Source organism: Collinsella sp. CLA-ER-H8, from assembly GCF_040092335.1.
Classification (GTDB): domain Bacteria; phylum Actinomycetota; class Coriobacteriia; order Coriobacteriales; family Coriobacteriaceae; genus Collinsella.
In genome coordinates, this window is sequence record NZ_JBBNLU010000002.1 from 139,482 (window position 1) to 159,143 (window position 19,662).

The following is a 19,662-nucleotide window of genomic DNA, read 5'->3' on the forward strand; positions in this document are numbered from 1 at the left end:
TGGCGCTTTCGCGCGAAGCCTGTTAAGAATAAAGGAATTGCGGACAGGGCGCAACAGACCCTTCGACCGACCACATCTCAAAACCATTCGTCAGAACGAATAGTTTTAATTACAATTGGCTATATAAAACTATTCGTTCTGGCGAAGGGTTTCGCGATGTTGACCACGAAGGAAGCTGCAGAGCTACTCGACATCACCCCACGCAGGGTACAGGAGCTCATTAAGAACGGCGCGCTGACCGCCCGCAAGGCTTCTGGTGTATGGCTCATCGACAAAGACAGCGTCGACACGCGACTCCGCTCCGTGACCAAAACGGGGGGACGTCCCCGCCGCGGCCACGGTAAGAGCGAGATCGCGTTCGCCCTCATGAACCGCACGTACGAAGTCGCTCAGCTGGTCTACAGCACATCGCGAAAAGACTTTACCCACATCGGTGCCGACATCGATTACGCCCACGCCCCTATTGGAGTATTTGGCCCTAATAGCCCCATATCGCTAGACTCCTTCCGCATCTGGTGGCGCGGCCGCGGTATCCCGCTCGCACGCATTGGGCTAGCCTCCCTGCTTGCAGAAGCCGCAGTCGATGTTCCCGATGAGCTCGTCCAGCGAAATCTCGGTCTCTCCTTATCCGACCAGTATTGGATTAGGCCCCAAGGTTCCGGTCTCACCTGGGAGGATATCAACTTCTTCAATAACGCCTTTGATGACGTCTCGCTGTCCATTGCACCCTTTGCCCCAGAGGGAAAAGCGGCTGCCGCAAAGCCCGATAACACCTCGGACGGCAATCTTCAAAAGTACTGGACGTGCGAGGGCGAACGTCGAATTCTGCATAAGGCAGGAGCGCACCTAGACCAGGAACCTTATAACGAGCTGGTGGCGACCGCACTCCACCGTCGCATCCTAAACGCCTGCGATTATGTGCCTTACTCGCTCGAGGGCACGGGCACTTCCGCCCTGAGCATATGCGATGTCTTCTTAACTGATGAAGAAGAGTATGTCCCTGCGTTCTATGTAAACCAGCACGCAAACGCAGATGAACGGCTAACCGACTACGAGCGATATGTAGCAAACTGCGAGGAGCTCGGGGTGACAGGCGTCAAAGATGCCCTTGACCGCATGATCGTGTGCGACGACATCATTGCCAACTACGATCGTCATTGGCGCAACTTCGGCCTCGTGCGAAACGTAAACACGCAAGCCTGCAGACCTGCCCCCATCTTCGATTCGGGCTCATCGCTCTGGTGCAACATATCACTAGAGGAGCTTAGGGCGGGAGAGCACAGTTTTACCAGCGCACAATTTCATTCAAGCCCTGCCAAACAAATGTTGCTCGTCGAGGACATGGGCTGGTTTGACGGCGACAAACTCGAAGGCTTCGTTGACGAGGCAATCGAGATTCTTTCCAGAAACGACGCGCTCACGGCAAGGCTGCCATATCTAAAAGAGGCGCTAACGTGGCGCCTCGAAAGAATGATCGACATCGCTGAATGGAGTTAGCGAGGCAGCATTGCCCCGCCAACTTCCCTACCTCCCGCGCAGGGCCTTGAGCTTGGCCAGGGCATCGGGGCTCAGGCGACTGCCCAGAGTCATCTTGATCTGCGGAGCTTCCTCTGCCTCGTGAACGTCGTTATCGATCTGTTTGATCTCGTCCACCAGCATACGGCTCGAGATGCGCGTGACGCCCTTACCCATGACGACGGCCTGGATCGTGCCGTCGCTCGATACCACGGAGCACGCGCGGCCTTCCTCACGTGCCTCGATGCAGAGCTTCTGCACCACGGTATCGGCAGAGACGCCCGTCGGCGAAAACTCGATGCGCACGCCGCGGGCCGGCAGGTTGGGGCGCTCGTTGGAGATATTGCCCGCGCCGTCGAACACGATCACGGCCTCGTAGCGGCCCTGGGCAAACGCGGCAACGTCGTTGATGAGAGCGGTGCGCGCCATATCGTGAACGTCGCTGGAATACGGATCGTCGGAATGGTCGTAGACGAGCTTTTCGTAGCGCGGCGTGCAGTGAATCACGTTGTAACCGTCGACCACCAGCAGCTCGGGCTTGTTGGAGTGCACCGTCGAGACTGGGTCGGCGATAGCCTGCGCAAACGCATTGCCGCCCACGCCGTAGGTCGCGGCCGAAACAATCGGCTTGGCCGAGCCCTCGCCAAAGCGCTTGGCCTTGGACTTGGCGCGGTTCTTCTTGGACATGCGTTACTCCTCCCCCATGAGCTCGCCGGCGTTGCGGCGTAGCCACTCAAAGCACAGCGCCGTGGTCGCCTGAGCAACATTGAGGCTCTCGGTCATGCCGCGCTGGGGAAGCTTGGTCAAAAAGTCGCATTTCTCGAGCACCAGGCGCGAGATGCCGTCGCCCTCGGAGCCCATGACGAGCGCCACGCGGCCCTCGAAGGGAGCATCCCAGCAACTGCCCTCGGCATGCTCGGAAGCGCCGCCCACCCAAAAGCCGGCGGCTTTGAGGTCATCGAGCGCACGAGCGATATTGGGGACCTGCGCGATGGGCAGATGCATAACGGCGCCGGCAGAAGTCTTGTAGCTACCCACCGTTACGCCGGCGGCTCGTTTGTTGGCGATGATGACGCCCGCTGCGCCCACAACCTCGGCAGAGCGCACGATGGCGCCAAAGTTACCGTCGTCGGTCACATGGTCGAGCACAACGACAAGCGCCGGACCGTCGCCCGCGCGGTCGAGGATGTCGGCGACATCGGCATAGGGGAAGTTGCCAACCTCGAGCGCAATGCCCTGGTGAGCGCCATGGCTCGACAGCGCATCGAGCTGCGCGCGTGGAACGAACTTAATGCGGACGCCCGCGGCGTTGAGGTCGTCGACCAGGCGCGACAAGGCGGCATCGCGCTCTCCACCCTCGACAATGAGCGCGCACTTGATGGGAAAACCAGTGCGTAGCGCCTCGGCGGCAGCACGACGACCTTCGATAAACTCGCCCTTGGGAGCCTGGACAGCGTCGCGGTTGCGATCGCGCTGCGGACGTGCGGCCTGGGTGCGATCGCGCTGGCCCTTGGGAGCGGCAGCGCGGTCATTGCGGCGAATCGGACGCGAGCCAGAAGCAGCCTGCTTGCCGCCACGAGGCGCACGCTTGCGATTGTCGGCCATAAGGCGACCTCCTTAAATAGATAACGAACAAGAATCGACCGTCCGAGCCACGGCACCTTGCCTTTCAATCGTCAGGCATGACCACCGGGTCGATGCCCTCCTCTTTCAAGGCAATCCGCCGCACCTCGAACGGTCGACAAATACTAGAGGGTCTTAATACGAGTACCCGCGGCCGTATCTTCAATCGTCAGCCCAAGGTCCTTGAGCTGATCGCGGATGGCATCTGCCAGATCCCAGTTCTTGGCGGCACGGGCCTCGGCACGGGCCTCGAGAATCTTGGCAGCAGCCTCGTCCACGTCGTCACCCGTGTAGGCAACCAAACCAGCGGCAACGCCCAGCAGGCCCAGCGGCAGCTCGACCTTGGGCTCGGGAAGCTCGACGCCAAACGTATCGAGCAGCTCGGCCAGCGTATCGGCGGCAGCCAGGACTGTGGCCTTGTCGGCAGCATCGCCCGCCTGCTCAAGGTACTGGTTGCACTCGGTCACAAAGCCAAAGACAGCACCCATGGCGCCGGCGGTGTTAAAGTCGTCGTCCATGCACTCCTTAAAGGTGGCACGGGTCTCGGCGGCCTTGGCGGCAAACGCCTCGGATGCTGCCTCATCGGCATCGGCCGTCGCATGGTTCGCAGCCCAACGAAGGTTCTCGACCGTACCGGCAATACGCGTGAGCGAATTCTCGGCACCCTCCAGGCGCTCCCAGGAGAAGTCGAGCGGCGAGCGATAGCTCGTCTGCAGCATCAACAGGCGCAGGGCCGCGGCAGAGTGCTGCTCGAGCACCTCGGCCAGCGTAAAGAAGTTTCCGAGCGACTTGGACATCTTCTCGCCGTCAACCAGCAGCATGCCCGTGTGCATCCAGGTGTTGGAGAAGCCCTGGTGCCAGGCGCAGGTGGCCTGGGCGCACTCGTTCTCGTGATGCGGGAAGGCAAGGTCGGAGCCGCCGCCGTGGATGTCGATCGGGGTGCCCAGGTAGCGATGCACCATGGCAGCGCACTCGGTGTGCCAACCGGGACGGCCCTCGCCCCAGGGACTCGGCCAGCTGGGCTCGCCGGGCTTGGCGGCCTTCCACAGGGCAAAGTCGAGCGGGTCGTTCTTGTCCTCGTTCTCCTCGATACGCGCACCAACCATAAGGTCATCGATGTTGCGGCCCGAGACCTGGCCATAGTTGGGATCGCTGCGCACAGCAAAGTACACGTCGCCGTTATCGGCGGCGTAAGCATGGCCCTGCTCGATGAGCGTCTTGATCATGGCGATCATGGGGCCGATTTCCTTGGTGGCGCGGGGGCGCACATCGGGATCGAGCACGTTGGCGGCGCGCATGACGCCGATGAACTTGTCCGAGAACTCCGTCGCGACCTCGGCGGCCGTGCGGCCCTGCTCGTTGGCGCGCTTGATGATCTTGTCATCGACATCGGTGAGGTTCTGGGCAAACGTGACCTCGTAGCCGCTCGCGATGAGCCAACGACGAATCACATCGAAGCTGATGAACGTGCGGGCATTGCCGATGTGGATGTTGTCGTAGACCGTGGGGCCGCACACGTACATGCGGACCTTGCCGGACTCGATGGGCTGGAACTCTTCCTTTTTATGGGTAGCGCTGTTGTAGATACGCATTCGTTACTCCTTAACGGTTTTCTGTAGCAGGCAGACGGCCCAGGCGCCGATTCCCTCGCCCTGGCCTTCCCAACCGAGCTTTTCGGTCGTGGTAGCGGCGACGCCCACGTTTTCGACGTCAACGCCCAGGGCATGGGCAAGGTTAGCGCGCATGGCATCGCGGTGCGGGGTGATCTTAGGCTGCTGACAGGCAATGGTGCAATCGGCATCGACAAACTCAAAGCCCAGCTCGCGTGCATAGTCCATCACGCGGGCAAGCAGCACCATCGAGTCGGCGCCCTCATAGGCAGGATCGGTGTCGGGGAATAGCTTGCCGATGTCTCCCCCGCGGCAGGCACCCAGAATGGCGTCGGCCAAGGCGTGCGCGAGCACATCGGCATCCGAGTGGCCCAGCAGGCCGCGCTCGTAGGGAATGTCGACCCCGCCGATGATACATCGACGCCCCTCCACCAAACGGTGGACGTCGTAGCCGTGGCCAATGCGCAGGTTACTGAACATGGGGAAGATCCTCTCCCTCGGCCATACGGCCAAGCAGAATCGCGGTTACGGGACGCAGGTCCTCGGGCACCGTAACCTTAAGGTTGTCGCGCGGGCTCTGGACGCAGCGGACGCGTCCGCCCATGCGCTCGACCAGCGATGAATCGTCGGTACCGATAAAGCCCTCAGCGATAGCAGCGGCGTGAGCGCGCTTCATAGCATCGACGCTAAAGATCTGCGGCGTCTGCGCTGCCCAATAGAGCTCGCGCGGCGGCGTCTCGACGATATTATCGCCGTCGACGATCTTGAGCGTGTCGATCGCGGGCTGACCGCACACGACACCGTCGAGAGCACGGTCGTTCACGAGCACGTCGATAGCGTGGTCGATGGCCTCGGTCGTAATGAGCGGACGAGCGCCATCGTGAATGGCGACGTATTCAAAGCCCGCCGGAACCGCATGCACGCCGGCACGGGTGGAATCCTGACGGGTATCGCCGGCATCGGCAAAGCTGATGGGCGTGTCATAGTCAAACGGGTCGATGGCCAGGCGGCGCATCTCGGCACGGCGCTCGGCAGGACACACCACTACAATGTGGCCGACCTTGTCGCTACGATCGAACGCGCGGATGGACCAGCTCATGAGCGGACGGCCCGCCACGTTAACGAGCTGCTTGCCGCCGGGGTTACCAAAGCGCTGGCCGCTGCCACCGGCAACGACCACGGCGCATACGGGCGCCATTATGCGTTCCCCTGTTTGGTGCCCTTCATGCGGTACAGCGAGTCCGCAAGAATGGCAGGGTTGTTGACGCCAAAGTCGCCCAGGCGCTCCGGATCCTCGCTGATGTCATCCATGAGCTCCTGCAGCGAGCCGTACTCGTCGACGATCTTCTCGGCCACGCCGTCGCGCACGACGGACACGCGCGAAAGCGTGCGCAGGCCCAGCGGTGTCATGACGGAGTCCTCGTCCAGGTCGTCGTAACCCAGAACCGCCGCCACATGCTGCGGGTCGGACAGGTCCTTAGGCGTCATGCGAGCGAGCTCGGCGCGAATCTTCTCGGCGTTTGCCTCGGAGGAATCGCTTGCGTAGTCGCGGATCATCAGGTCGTATTCGGTATCCATGCTGGAGCCCGCGAGCTGCTCGAGCTGCATCTGCACGAGCTTGCCCTGGTTACCCAGCTTGACAATGCAATCCTTAAGCTCGGTCTTTGCCTGCTGCATGATCTCGAAGCTCGAGAAAATACCGGTAATGTCGGCGAGTGTGACGTAGTCGTCGAGCTCGAGGGCCGTCAGGCGCAGCAGGGAGCGATCGAGCGACTGACGGGTAGTCTGGAGCGTGGCGACGAGCTGGTTGACCGAGCTCATGATGGTGGTGACGGGCTGGATCTCGTAGCTCTTGCCGTGGACGTACACGTTGACGACGGCGCGACGAGCCGAAACCGAGATCACGATGGCATCGGTGAGCACCGACATGCGAGCGGCAGTACGGTGACGCATGCCCGTCTCACTCGTGGCGAGCGAGGGATCGGGATTGAGGTGGAAGTTGGCGCGCAGGATCTGGGTGAGGTCGCCATCGATAACGATGGCGCCGTCCATCTTGGAAAGCTCGAACAGGCGGTTCGAGGTAAACGAAATGTTGAGCGGGAAGCCGTCGTTACCGGCAGCGAGCACGTTTTCGGTGTCGCCGACGCAGATAAGGGCGCCCAGGTGACCGGCGATGATCATGTCGAGGGCGGTGCGGATCGGCTGACCAGGGGCAGTCAGGCGGATGGCCTGTTCCATACGCTTTTGCAGCTCGTTCTTATCCAAGGCATCGCTCCCATCGTATACGCTCCATAAACGTCAATAAGTTTCTCACGGTTTGCCCCTGTGACGCCCGCAAAATCCGATGCTTACAGAATGAGCGAACACAGCTGAGAGCCCCAATCCAAATGAGCTGCTTATGTGGTAGCATCGGGATTCGCATAAATGAGGGAGTAGTCGCGTGATCGGGTTCGCCTCCGGTGGCGCGGCAAGTCAACACACTGGCCGATGCGGCCTGGCTTGCCTTAATGAACGAGACTCGTGGCTGTGCGCGCAACGCGTACGCCACGGGTCTTTTTTGTTACTCCCCCAAGAGGTACACGCGGGCCCGCCCGCAGAGAGGGAGCCAGACTATGGGACTCGCAGAGCTCGTGTTGCTCGCCGTTGGCCTTTCGATGGACGCCTTTGCCGTTTCCATCTGCAAGGGCCTTGGCATGAAGAAGATCAACCTTAAGGTCGCCGTGATACTCGGCCTGTTCTTTGGCGGTTTCCAGGCCGGCATGCCCGTAATTGGGTGGGCCCTTGGTAGCCAGTTCATGGGCATCATCAGCCCCATCGACCACTGGATCGCCTTTATCCTGCTCGCCTTTATCGGCGGCAAGATGCTGTGGGAAGCCTTTACTGAGGACGAGAACGAAGGCGACGGCAAGGATGCCGAAAAGATCGACCTGGGCGAATATCTAATCCTTGCCATCGCCACCTCGATTGACGCGCTTGCCGTGGGCATCTCGTTTGCCGCGCTCTCGGTCGATATCGTTCCCGCCGTGTCGCTCATTGGCATCACGACCTTTGTCTTCTCCGTTGCCGGCGTAGCGATCGGCCACACCTTTGGCGCGCGCTACGAAAAGCCCGCCACCATCGTGGGTGGCGTCGTGCTCGTCCTCATCGGCCTCAAGATTTTGCTGGAGCATCTGGGGATTTTGGCGCTGTAAAACACCCTTCAAAACTAAACGTCCGGATGAGGCCTAATGCAGAGTTTTGCATAAGGCCTTTTCATGCAGACTTTTGCATGTCATACTATGATGCAAAAGTCTGCACGTTAGGAGATCGCCGTGGATACCCTTCCCATCACCACACCGCGCCAAGCTGGCATCTACGTGCGCCAGGCACGCGAGGCTCAGGGTCTCACCCGTGCCGCCCTCGCTAATAAGGCCGGTGTTTCGGAGCGCCTGCTCGCATCGCTCGAGCTGGGAGATGCCACGGGCATTCGGCTCGACAAGCTGTTGGCAATCTTCAATGCTCTCGGACTGGCGCTCGCCGCTCAAGGGGATATCGCCAAAACGAATAACGAGCAACCAGTCGACGCCCCGCATGCCGATTTGCAACCTTGTAGCACCCCCAGGTGCCATCACGCTCAACGTCCCTCTCATAGCCACCGTCGCTGCGCCGCCATTCCGGTTCTTGCAGACGCCCCCTTTACGTCCGAGCTCTACGACAAGGCCTTCGCCGATTTCGCCATGTCCAATCTCGGAGTCTCGATTGCCGCAAACGCATCTAGCAAAACCAAGCCCGAAGGGAAATAGCCAATGGCCAGAATATCACTTCGGACCATTATTTGCGGCGTGCCTGCTGGAACGCTCACGCAAGATGAGAACGGTCTTATCAGCTTTACCTACGATCATGACTATGACGGGCCAGCCCTATCGACCAACATACCCGTATCGAATCGCGCATACGGACAACAGGTCATGAATCCGTACCTGCTTGGCCTTCTACCCGACAGCGAGGACCAACGAAAAGCGATTGCCGCGGAATTCGACGTTAGGCCCAACAATCCCATCGCACTACTCAGCCGTATCGGACTCGACTGTCCGGGCGGCGTGCAATTTTGTGCCGAAGAAGATATCGACGCCGTCCTGCATCGCTCCGGCGAATACCGCCCCATAGACGACCACGAAATTGCTCTCCGCCTCAAGTCGATCAGAGATGACCGCAATGCATCGTGGATGGGCCTAGATGAAAGTTGGTCACTTGGAGGCAATCAGGGCAAGTTCGCTCTCGCACTCATGGACGGTCGCTGGTGCGAATGCATGGGGTCCTCGCCCACGACGCATATTTTCAAAAATGGCGTTATCGGTTTTAAACTCGAGGCTCTCAATGAGTTTGTCTGCATGAAAAGCGCCCAGCGCGCCGGCATCGCAACGGCAAACGTCGAATATCGTATGTTTGAGGACGAACCTGCCCTCATTGTTGAGCGCTATGACCGCGTGAAAGTCAAAGACGGAACGATCAGGCGTCTACATCAAGAAGACCTCTGTCAGGCACTTGGGGTGATGCCCGCCCAAAAGTACACGGCAGACGGCGGCCCGACCACACGCGACATTCAAGAGCTCCTCGTAAATACGAGCCACCATCAACTTAACCTGTATCTGTTTACGCAGATACTGTTCTTCAACGCCATTATCGGCGCACCGGATGCGCATGCGAAAAACTATTCCCTGCTCCTTGGAAACGACGGCGCAGCCATGATGGCTCGAATGTACGATGTCGCATCGGGGCTGGCATACGAGCGCATGCGCCGCCGGGCGCGCCTTGCCATGAGCGTTGGCGGCGAAAATCGTGTGGGGCGCATCGGTCCAGGTGCTATCCGCCGATACCACGGTATGGGAGACCCCGCGCTAGAGGCGACGCTCACCGATGCCGGGCTATCCGAGAAGTTTTGCTTTGCAACCATGATGGACCTCGCCTACGAGGTGCCCATTTGCATGGAAGAGGTCATGGACGAATACGCCGACCTGCCCGGCATGGCGGACCTGCGCGAGCATATGCTCGGCCCCGTCCGCGAAAACTGCCAGCGCACCCTCGACCTCATCAGGGCAGAAATGGACTAGGTGGCCGTAATTTCGCAATTATCAAACAAAAGAGGGGGGGCACCCGTCGCAAAAGCTCAGATGCCCCCTCTCGTAATGTCATTTGCAATCCGCTAGCACGTGGCTCGAACTGCTGCTAGCGCGACCTTTACGCAGCAAGGCGCTTGAGGACGTCGATGAGCAGCTCGTAGAAGCGCTCGGCAGAAGCGAGCTCCATGCTCTCGTCCGGGGTGTGGACATCGGAGAGCGTCGGGCCCACGGCGATGGCGTCCAGGCCGTGCAGGGCCTCGGCAAATAGGCCGCACTCAAGGCCGGCGTGAATGGACTCGATGCGCAGCTCGGAGCCAAAGAGCTCGCGATAGCTCTCGACAAAGACGTCGCGAACCGGCGAATGCTCGGCATAGCTCCAGCCGGGATACTCAAACTCAAACTTGGCGTCAAAGCCCAGGACATCGGCCAGCGTCTGCAGGCGGTCCTTGAACTCGTTCTGCAGCGAGGTGATCGAGGAGCGCGGGGACAGCATGATCTTGACCTCGTCGTCAGAGGTGGCAACCACACCGATGTTGGAGGAAACCTCGACGGAGCCGTCGGTGGCGACGTTGCGGCGAATCACGCCGTTAGGGGCAAGACGCAGGGCGCGGATGAGGGCAAGAGCGGACTTCTGGTCCATGGCCTCGACCTCGGCGTCGTCGGCAATCTCGACGGTGCAGGTAAAGCCGGGGTCGAAGACCTCGAGCTCGGCAGTGACGTCGGCGATGATGCCCTTTGCGATCTGGGCCGCGGCCTCGGCGGCAGCGTGATCGGCATAGACCAGAACGGCCTTGCACTCACGGTTGATGGCGTTGTCCTTGGTGCCGCCGTTGAAGCTGACGATGGCGGGCTCACCGGCGACCATCAGGCGGTCGATGATGCGGGCCATGATGAGGTTTCCGTTGCCGCGCTCCAGGTTGATATCACTGCCGGAGTGGCCGCCCAACAGACCGGAAATGTCGAGCGTGAGGGTGCTACCGGTCTTGTGCTCGCGCACGATGGGGCAGGTGTAGGTAACGACGACGCCGCCGGCGCAGCTGACGGTGGCAACGCCCTCCTCCTCGGAGTCGAGGTTGATCATGGTGCGGGCGCTGATCTGGGACTTGTCGAGCGTCTCGGCGCCAACCAGGCCGGTCTCCTCGTCGGTGGTGAACACGCACTCGAGGGCGGGGTGAACAATCGAATCGTCATCGAGAACAGTGAGCATCAGAGCGACGGCGATACCGTTGTCGGCGCCCAGAGTGGTGCCGTTAGCGGTGAGGACACCGTCCTTGACGACCAAGTCGATACCGTCGGTCGTAAAGTCGTGCTCGACGGAACCCAGCTTGTCACACACCATGTCGATGTGACCCTGCAGCATTACGGTCGGGGCATTCTCGGCGCCGGCAGATGCGGGCTTGCGAATGATGACGTTGTAGACCTCGTCCTGATAAACGTCGAGACCGCGCTCCTTGGCAAATGCGACCAGGAAATCGCTGATGCCCTTCTCGTTGCCAGACCCACGGGGGATCGCGCTGACCTCCTCAAAGAAATGGAACAGCTGGGCGGGCTCGTAGCCGGTAATCTTGTAGTCCATGGTGCCTCCTTGGCGCAACTGGTTAGACAGTAAGACATGCGACTTGTATATTCCCAGACTTTGCGTGCATAAACCAGTCGAAAACGCCGAGCGTCCTCGCATCATCGGCTAACGGTGGACCGTATAGCGCAACGGTCACAACTTCCGCAGCTCTACAAATCGAGGCGCCCTTTCCGGAGCGCCTCGATTGCGCGTATCAAATTGTCGCCACGCCCTACAGCGCGCCGGAACCGGCTTGCATCATGCCGCCGGGGCCCGAGCTCACGCCACTGCTCACAGGCGCGGCGTTTCCGGTGTGCGGCGCTGCCGGAGCGGTATCGCCCCCGAGCGCACCTGCCGGACGCGGCGCTGGAATCTCGCCTGTGCCATGGCTAAAGACGAACTTGCCATCGGCCACGTCGCACAGGACGGTATCGCCCTCGCCCCACTCGCCGGCCAGCAGCTCCTCGGACAGCGGGTCCTCGATGAGCTTTTGGATGGCGCGGCGCAGCGGACGCGCGCCGTTGGTGAGGTCGGTGCCCTCGGCCACGATCTTGTCGTAGGCTGCATCGGTGAGCTTGATATTCATGCCATTGGCGATCAGGCGCTGACGCAGGTCGTCCACCAGCAGGTGCGCGATCTTGGTCAGGTTCTTGCCCGAAAGCTTCTGGAACACCACGATGTCGTCGATACGGTTGAGCAGCTCGGGGCGGAACAGGCGCTTGAGCTCGCCCATCGCACGGCCCTTAATCTCGCTCGAGGTAAGGCCTTGCTCACCGGTGGTGCCAAAACCGACGCTCGCATCCTGCGCGATCTCGCGGGCGCCCACGTTTGACGTCATGATGATCACCGTATTGCGGAAGTCGACCGTCTTGCCCTGGCTATCGGTCAGACGGCCCTCCTCCAGCACCTGCAGCAGGATATTGAAGATGTCGGGGTGCGCCTTCTCGATCTCGTCGAACAGCACGACCGAGTACGGGTGGCGACGAACGGCCTTGGTGAGCTGGCCGCCCTCGTCGTGACCGACGTAACCCGGAGGGCTACCGATGAGCTTGGAGACCTCGAACTCGCTGCCAAACTCCGACATGTCGAAGCTGATGAGCGCGTCCTTGCTGCCAAATAGATACTCGGCGAGCGTCTTGGCGAGCTCGGTCTTGCCCGTGCCGGTGGGGCCCAGGAAGATAAAGCTGCCGCCGGGGCGGCGCGGGTCCTTGAGCGGCGAGCGGCTGCGGCGCACGGCCTTGGCAACGGCCTCGACGGCCTCGTCCTGACCGATGATGCGCGTCTTGAGCACGCTTTCGGCCTGCAGCAGGCGGCGGCTCTCGCTCTCGGTAAGCGAGGACACCGGCACGCCCGAGGTCACGGACACGATATCGGCGATCTGACTCACATCGATGGTGAGCGGACTGGCGTCGAGCTCGGCGGTCCAGGCAGCCTTGGCCTCGGCGAGCTCAATCTCGGCGGCCTTCTGCTGCTCGGTGATCTCGGCGGCCTTGTTCATGTCGTCGCTCTCGGTGGCCTCCTGCGCGGCGGCCTTAAGCTCCTCCACGCGATGCTCGGCCTCGCGCACCGGCTCGGGCGCGCGGTTGGCGGCGATGCGGGCGCGGGCGCCGGCCTCGTCGATGAGGTCGATGGCCTTATCGGGCAGGAAGCGATCCTGGATGTAGCGGTTGGAGAGGTTCGCGGCGGCCTCGATAGCACCCTGCGTGTAGCGTACGTGATGGTGCTCCTCGTAGCGCGGCTTGAGCGCGGTCAGAATTTTGACCGTGTCCTCGACACTCGGCTCCTCGACATCAATCGTCTGGAAGCGACGCTCAAAGGCCGGGTCCTTGGTGAGGTACTTGCGGAACTCCTCGGCCGTGGTCGCACCGATGATCTGGAAGGCACCGCGCGCGAGCACCGGCTTGAGCATGGAGCTCGCATCGATAGAACCCTCGGCAGAACCGGCACCGATGATGGTGTGCATCTCGTCGATAAACAAGATGACGTCGTCGGCTTCGGTTGCCTCCTGGATCACGTTCTTGAGGCGCTCCTCAAACTCACCGCGATACTTGGCACCCGCAACAAGACCCGGCAGATCGAGCGTCCAGATATTCTGGTTCATAAGATTCTCGGGCACATTGCCGGCAGCGATCTGCTGCGCCAGGCCCTCGACGATGGCCGTCTTACCCACGCCGGGGTCACCCAGGATGAGCGGGTTGTTCTTGGTGCGGCGCGAAAGGATCTCCATCATGCGCTGGACTTCCTTTTCGCGGCCAATCACGGGATCGAGCTCGCCGTCGCGCGCCTTTTGCGTGAGGTTGGTGGCGAACTGCTTGAGCGTATCGGTGCCACTCCCCTTTTGCTGAGAGGCGTCCGAGCCGCTAAAGAACGGCAGGCCCGCACCGGGACGCCCGGCGCCGGCTCCGGCGAGCGGACGCTTCTTGTCCTGATCCTTAGCGGTGAGCTTTTCGATGGCCTTTTTAATGGAAGCAGACGACACACCCAGGCGCATGAGGATATCCATGGCCATGCCGTTGCCCTCTTCGACGATGCCGATGAGCAGGTGCTCGGTCGACACATATGTCTGGTTGTTCTCACGCGCCACGCGGAAGGAGCGCTCCATCACGCTAATGACGAGCGGCGTAAAGGCAAGCTTGGCAGCCTCGGTCTCCTCGCTGGGCTCGGGAACCGTGGTCTGGACCTCCTTGAGGGTGTCCATGATGTCGTCGTAGGAGATATCAAGCGAGCGCAGCGCCTCGGCAGCGATGCCCTCGTCCTCCTTGGCAAGCGCCAGAAGCAGATGCTCGGTACCCACCTTGTTGGTATGCAGGTCGAGCGCCTCCTGTTTGGCCATCGACATGACCTTGCGCGCTCGATCGGTAAATCTATCTAACATGCTCGTTTCCTTACATGAGTTCATCGAAATCAAAACGCCCGCCCGTCGGCGGCGCTTTTGTCTCTTTACCCACAGGTTGTCTATGTTAACAGCTGGAGGAATATCTATAAACCCGGCTCACATGAATGCAGGTTATGACCGCATCGCGGGACTCACCGCGCGATGCGCGACAGGCGCCCCGCAAGAGAAACCCTAGGCGTCTTTCACCACGTCGGGACTCGTCGCACGCGATGCGCGATAGGCATCGGCCTCCTTGGAGACGCGTTCGAGCAGCTCGGATGTATCGACGCCCTCGACTTGCGCGACCGTTTCCACCGTCTGCATGGCGACCGCCCTCAGGTACGCGCACGCGCTGTCCCCCAGCTGCTCGAGGTCTATCTCCTCGCCGCCCTCCCGGGCAAAGCCGACCGCCATCACAAAGCCCATGATGCCCGAGACCAGAAAGCCCACCGCAAAGCTCGAATCTGCCTTGAGCTCTTCTCCGTCGGGGTGGACGATCTCTCTCACGCGGTCGATGATGATCGTATGGATGCCCTGCACGACCTGCTCGGCGGCACCCGCCCTCATGGTGATGACGATGCGCCGCAGCAGGCAGCGGACGTCGCGCCGGTCGAACGCCGAAAGATCGCCCTCGCTCGAAAAATGCCAGAGGGCATCGGTGATGAGCTCGTTATCCTGCAGCAGCTGGGCTATGGCGATGGCGACGAGTTCATCGAAATCGTGAAAATAGTAGTAAAACGTTCCGCGATTGCACTGGGCGGCGCGGGTCACCTCGCCAACCGACAGCTCGAAGATGCTGTTGTTCTCGATGAGCTCCCAAAACGCCTCGATGATACGGGTGCGTGCATCGGGCGCATCGGCGTCCTTACGCGGTCTCGCCATGCGCCTCACCGCACCCCTGCGCCTTGGCGTTCATGATGAGCATCTGAAGACGGTTCTCCACGTTGGCGAAGCTCACGTCGGGATCGTAGTCGAGCGGCAGGAACTGCGCCGTGGGATACTGCTCCTTGAGCGCATGGATGAGCCCGCGCCCCACGACATGGTTGGGCAGACACCCGAACGGCTGCAGGATCACGAAGTTGCGGCAGCCGCGCTTGGCGTGCTCGAGGATCTCCGCCGGAATCAGCACGCCCTCGCCCGCATCGAACGTATGGTGCAGGATCTTATCGCTCGCGCGCACGAGCTCGGGCATGCGCGTCGGCGGCTCGTAGAGCGGGCTCGCCGCGCCCAGGCGGTCGCAACGGTCGTGCGCGAGCTCGAACAGGTTGTCCGCCGTGGCGTACCAGGCCTTTTCGGGCAGCGACAGGTCGACGTGGAACTCGCGCGACTGCGCATGCTTGTAGAAATAGGTCTTGCGGATCACGTCGGTCATGCGCGCCTCGATGACCTCGAGCCCGTTGTCCTCGAGGTAGCGCTCGATCTCGTGGTTGGCGCCGAGATGGAAATTGAGCAGGTACTCGCCCACGATGAGAACGGTCGGATGCGGGTTCGAGCGGTCGTACGGAACGGCGTCCATGATCGCAAGCGCGCGTTTGAAGCCCGTCGCCTGGCCTCTCAGCCCGGAGCGCTCCATGCCCTCGATAACCTCATCGAGCGCGCGGTCGAACGCAGCGTCCGCCGCGCCCTTCTCGAGCTCGTAGGGACGGATGCGCCTAAGCATGGCCTCGAGGGCATCGATCATGGGAAGACCGTAGGCGATCTGGATGCTCGGGCCAAGGCCGAGCTTGAAGCCCGGATGCGCATTGTGGGCATCGACGTCGTCGTTGGTGAGCACCGGGACATAGTCGTATCCCGCGTCGTCGAGCGCGCGGCGCAGCAGGGGCATGTAGTGCGTCAGGCGGCAGTCGCCGATATACTTGCCAGTCACCACGGCGACGTCGTGCGGGTCGTACTTACCGCTCTCGAGTGCCGCGAGCGCCTCGCCGATCACGATTTGCGCGGGGAAGCAGATGTCGTTGTGCACATAGCGTTTGCCCAGGCGGATGGCATCCTCGCGCCCGATATCAAGGGCCTCGGCGCGCACGCCCTGATTGCGCATCGCCGCGGTCATGAGCCTGCAGAACGCATGGGAGGTGTTGGGGACCAGCGCGATCTTGTCGTGCCGGTCGCGCTTGGTGTACTTGACCTTATACGGGTCGTCGAGCGGATGGACCGCGTGCACCCGGGCGCCCTCGGCACGCTCCTCCGCGCGACGACGGTTGACCGACTCGATAAACGAACGCACGCGAATGCCCATGGGACCGGCGACGTCGCTCTCATCGAGCTTGATCATCATCGGAACCTTGGAGCCCATCTCGCCCATCATGCGCGCGATCTCGTCGGTGAGATACGCATCGTGGCCGCAGCCGAAGCTGCCCATCTGCACGAGCTCGAGCTCGGGCGTCGATGCGACGATGACCGCGCACGACAGCATGCGCGCATGGTAGTTGTTCACGATGTCGATGCGGCTGTTGGAAAGATCGACGTTGCAGACCCCCGGCACCGCATCGGGCGTCAGCACGGGGATGCCGCGCTCAGAGAAGAGCTTGGGCAGCCCGTGGTTGACCAGCGGGTCGTTGTGGTACGGGCGCGAAGCGATCACCACCGCGTAGCCGCCGTCCTCGCGCACGTTCTCGAGCACCTGCCTGCCGCGCAGCTGCAGCTGGTTCTCAAACGTCTCCTGCGCGCGGTCCGCCTGCTCGGTCGCCTTGGCAACCAGGTCGGCATCGATATCGAAGGTCTCCTTGCACCACGCCTTGAGCTGGCGGTTTCGGTCGCCCTCGTCGTACCAGTGGAACAGCGGCGTATCGAACGGAACGCCGAAACGCTCCTCCGGGTTATCGGAATTGCGCATCACGTAGGGGTATCCCTTTACGACGGCGCACATCCACTCGCTGGTAGAGGCGGTGTTTTCGGTGGGCACCGTCGTGATGATGGGCATGAAGATGCGGTCGACGCCGGCGTCGACGAGATTGCGGATGTGCCCGTGGACGAGCTTGGCCGGGAAGCACACGGTGTCGGATGTGACGTGCGCCAGACCGCGCTCGTACATCGCCTTGGTGCTGCGTCCCGAGACGCGCACCTTAAAGCCGAGCGTGCTGAAGAACGTCGACCAGAACGGCATGGTGTCCCAGAACTCGAGCACACGGGGAATGCCGATCGTGACATCGCGTCCCCCGCAGACGGGAACCGTGGGGTACGACTCGAACAGCAGCTCCTCGCGGTCGACAAAGAGATTGGGGGCAGCCGCGGTCCGGTCGCGCCCCGTGCCGGGTGCCTGTGCCTCGCAAGCACCCTGCGGACGCAGCTCCTCCGCCGCGGGAACCTCGCGCACGAGCTCATCCCATGAGATGGCGCCGCCGCGCGGGCAGCGATTGCCCGTGACGTAAAGCGAGCCGTCGCCAAATGCCACGACCGCGCGCTGGCAGCGGTTGTTGCACCGACGGCAGGTAACGCCGCCGAACTCGCGATGCTCGAAGCGCTCCACGGCATCGAGCCCGATAAACGACGTGTCGGCGTCGCCCTTGCGGCATTCCTCGCGCGCGAGCAGGGCGATACCGATAGCGCCCATCAGCCCCGGGTGGGGCGCACGCGTGACGGGTTTGCCCAGATACTGCTCGAATGCGCGCAGCACCGCGTCGTTTCGGAACGTGCCGCCCTGGACGACGACTTTGTCGCCCAGACGGTTGAGATTTGAAACGCGAATGACCTTGGTGAACACGTTCTCGATAATCGAACGGCAGAGACCGGCCATGATGTCGCCCGGACCCTTACCGCGCCGCTGCTCGGAAACGACGCTGCTGTTCATGAACACCGTGCAGCGGCTGCCGAGAACGGCGGGGGCTTTGGACGAAAATGCCTCGGTCGCGATATCCTCAACGGCTATTCCGAGGTTTTTGGCAAAACCCTCGAGGAACGAGCCACAGCCCGCAGAGCACGCCTCGTTGACGACGATATCGGTCAGCACGCCGTGGTTGAGCCAGATGGCCTTCATATCCTGTCCGCCGATGTCGAGCACGAAGGTCGCATCGGGAACGCATGCGCACGCGGCGCGGGCGTGCGCGACCGTCTCGACCGTATGGTAGTCGGCGTGGAACGCGCGCGCGAAAAGCTCCTCGCCGTATCCCGTGGTGCCCACGGCATCGATCGCAAGCGTGACTCCCGCTGTCTCCCAGCGGTTCTTCAAGCTGACAAGACCCTGTTGGGCGACGTCGAGCGGTCTGCCGTTATTAGACGCGTAGAACGAATCGACAAGCTCACCCGCCTCATCGACCAGGGCGAACTTGGTCGTCGTGCTCCCCGAATCGATACCGAGCGCCACACGCACCGTCTCTCCGGGCGCATACGCATCCGGACCCTTTGCCGGCGTCTCTTTGCCATGGCGTGCCGTAAAATCCGCCTGCTCGGCAGGTGTGGCAAAAAAGGGCTGGGCAAGACGTCCCTCCCCGCTTGCGGGCGCGACCGTCTCGAGCTTATCCAGCCGGACAAAAGCGTCGGGAAGGTCGATCGGTTGGGACGATGCGAACATGTCGGTCAGCGACAGGGCGGCACCGCGCGCGACCATGATCTGCGGATCGCGCGGGACGATAACCTGATCGTCCGATAGATTCAGTTGCTCCCGGAACACGCGGACCAGCGTGGGGTTGTAGGCGAGCGTACCGCCCTCGAAGATTACCGGCGGCTCGATGTCGATACCCTGGGCCAGACCGCCGATCGTTTGGCGGGCGACCGCGTGAAGCGCCGAAAGCGCCAGGTCGGTGGTAGGAATGCCCTCGTTGAGCAGCGGCTGGATATCGGTCTTTGCGTACACGCCGCAGCGGCCCGAGACCTCGTGGACGGTCGTTCCCCGGCTTGCGAGCTGCTCGAACTCGCCCGATTCGGTGCCGACCCCCATGAGCTTTGCCATCTCGTCGATAAATGCACCGGTACCGCCTGCACACGAGCCGTTCATGCGCATGTCGGCAACCTCGATGTCTCCCTTATCGTTGGTGCGGAAGAAGATCATCTTGGCGTCTTGGCCGCCCAGCTCGATGGCGCAGCGCGTCTGCGGATAGAACCTGCTGATCGCGAGCGCGTTGGCGACCACCTCCTGAACGTACGAGGCGCCCAGCGCGGTCGCGATATCGCGCGCACCCGAGCCGGTCACCGCAACGCGCAGCGACTCATGGGGAAAGCGCTCGGCGAGCTCGCCGAGCATGGCGCGCACGCTCGCTGTCTGACACGCCCCGTGGCGGCGATATCCCCACCACGCCTCGGTCATATCCTCGTGCATCGCGTAAACTTTGGTCGTCGTCGACCCTACGTCCAGTCCTGCTAGCAACGCCATAATGCTCCGTCTCTCGCATTTTTCCTGCTAGAGATATACCACTCTACGTAATACAACAGACTGTTGTATTTAAACTC

At 61.7% G+C, this 19,662-nt stretch carries 14 protein-coding genes; 4 read left to right on the plus strand and 10 right to left on the minus strand.

The window, feature by feature from the left end; all coding sequences use genetic code 11:
* Nucleotides 1-156 precede the first annotated feature (156 nt).
* Nucleotides 157-1,497 carry a DNA-binding protein gene (locus AAAX72_RS01930; RefSeq protein WP_349128790.1) on the plus strand — a complete coding sequence of 447 codons (1,341 nt, stop codon included), beginning with the start codon at nt 157-159 and terminating at the stop codon, nt 1,495-1,497.
* A 27-nt stretch (nt 1,498-1,524) separates the two neighbouring features.
* Here AAAX72_RS01930 and AAAX72_RS01935 read toward each other — a convergent pair whose 3' ends face one another.
* The 6 genes from AAAX72_RS01935 to disA form a co-directional block, all read right to left on the minus strand.
* Nucleotides 1,525-2,202, minus strand: a complete 678-nt coding sequence (locus AAAX72_RS01935; RefSeq protein WP_055309418.1) for an NYN domain-containing protein — start codon at nt 2,200-2,202, stop codon at nt 1,525-1,527.
* Nucleotides 2,203-2,205: 3 nt separating this feature from the next.
* Entirely contained in the window at nt 2,206-3,120 is a 915-nt protein-coding gene (rlmB, locus tag AAAX72_RS01940) for a 23S rRNA (guanosine(2251)-2'-O)-methyltransferase RlmB (RefSeq protein ID WP_349128791.1), read from the minus strand.
* Nucleotides 3,121-3,263: 143 nt separating this feature from the next.
* Nucleotides 3,264-4,730, minus strand: coding sequence for a cysteine--tRNA ligase (gene cysS / locus AAAX72_RS01945; RefSeq protein WP_349128792.1), 1,467 nt, complete (start codon nt 4,728-4,730; stop codon nt 3,264-3,266).
* Between the two features lie 3 nt (nt 4,731-4,733).
* Complete coding sequence (gene ispF / locus AAAX72_RS01950; RefSeq protein WP_006234975.1) at nt 4,734-5,228, minus strand: 2-C-methyl-D-erythritol 2,4-cyclodiphosphate synthase; 495 nt, start codon at nt 5,226-5,228, stop codon at nt 4,734-4,736.
* On the minus strand, nt 5,218-5,946 hold the full coding sequence (gene ispD, locus AAAX72_RS01955) for a 2-C-methyl-D-erythritol 4-phosphate cytidylyltransferase (RefSeq protein ID WP_349128793.1): 729 nt from the start codon (nt 5,944-5,946) through the stop codon (nt 5,218-5,220). Before ispD ends, ispF begins: the two co-directional genes overlap by 11 nt.
* Nucleotides 5,946-7,013, minus strand: a complete 1,068-nt coding sequence (gene disA, locus AAAX72_RS01960; RefSeq protein WP_040359001.1) for a DNA integrity scanning diadenylate cyclase DisA — start codon at nt 7,011-7,013, stop codon at nt 5,946-5,948. The genes ispD and disA overlap by 1 nt, the downstream gene beginning before the upstream one ends.
* 347 nt (nt 7,014-7,360) lie before the next feature.
* On the opposite strand from disA, the gene AAAX72_RS01965 reads away from it, so the two are divergent.
* The 3 genes from AAAX72_RS01965 to AAAX72_RS01975 all read left to right on the plus strand — a co-directional run bounded on the left by AAAX72_RS01965 (nt 7,361) and on the right by AAAX72_RS01975 (nt 9,838).
* Nucleotides 7,361-7,939, plus strand: coding sequence for a manganese efflux pump MntP family protein (locus AAAX72_RS01965; RefSeq protein ID WP_349128794.1), 579 nt, complete (start codon nt 7,361-7,363; stop codon nt 7,937-7,939).
* Nucleotides 7,940-8,059: 120 nt separating this feature from the next.
* Nucleotides 8,060-8,530 (plus strand): helix-turn-helix domain-containing protein, encoded by a 471-nt coding sequence (locus AAAX72_RS01970; RefSeq protein ID WP_349128796.1) that lies wholly within the window; start codon nt 8,060-8,062, stop codon nt 8,528-8,530.
* A 3-nt stretch (nt 8,531-8,533) separates the two neighbouring features.
* On the plus strand, nt 8,534-9,838 hold the full coding sequence (locus AAAX72_RS01975; RefSeq protein ID WP_349128797.1) for a type II toxin-antitoxin system HipA family toxin: 1,305 nt from the start codon (nt 8,534-8,536) through the stop codon (nt 9,836-9,838).
* A gap of 127 nt (nt 9,839-9,965) precedes the next feature.
* Here the strand turns inward: AAAX72_RS01975 and AAAX72_RS01980 are convergent, their stop codons facing one another.
* The 4 genes from AAAX72_RS01980 to AAAX72_RS01995 all read right to left on the minus strand — a co-directional run bounded on the left by AAAX72_RS01980 (nt 9,966) and on the right by AAAX72_RS01995 (nt 19,585).
* Complete coding sequence (locus tag AAAX72_RS01980; RefSeq protein ID WP_349128799.1) at nt 9,966-11,423, minus strand: aminoacyl-histidine dipeptidase; 1,458 nt, start codon at nt 11,421-11,423, stop codon at nt 9,966-9,968.
* Between the two features lie 214 nt (nt 11,424-11,637).
* A complete protein-coding gene (locus AAAX72_RS01985) occupies nt 11,638-14,280 on the minus strand; it encodes an ATP-dependent Clp protease ATP-binding subunit (protein WP_349128800.1) in 2,643 nt (880 codons plus the stop codon).
* Between the two features lie 192 nt (nt 14,281-14,472).
* Nucleotides 14,473-15,162 (minus strand): TetR/AcrR family transcriptional regulator, encoded by a 690-nt coding sequence (locus AAAX72_RS01990; protein WP_271748387.1) that lies wholly within the window; start codon nt 15,160-15,162, stop codon nt 14,473-14,475.
* Entirely contained in the window at nt 15,146-19,585 is a 4,440-nt protein-coding gene (locus AAAX72_RS01995; RefSeq protein WP_349128802.1) for an acyl-CoA dehydratase activase, read from the minus strand. Before AAAX72_RS01995 ends, AAAX72_RS01990 begins: the two co-directional genes overlap by 17 nt.
* Between the last annotated feature and the right edge of the window lie 77 nt (nt 19,586-19,662).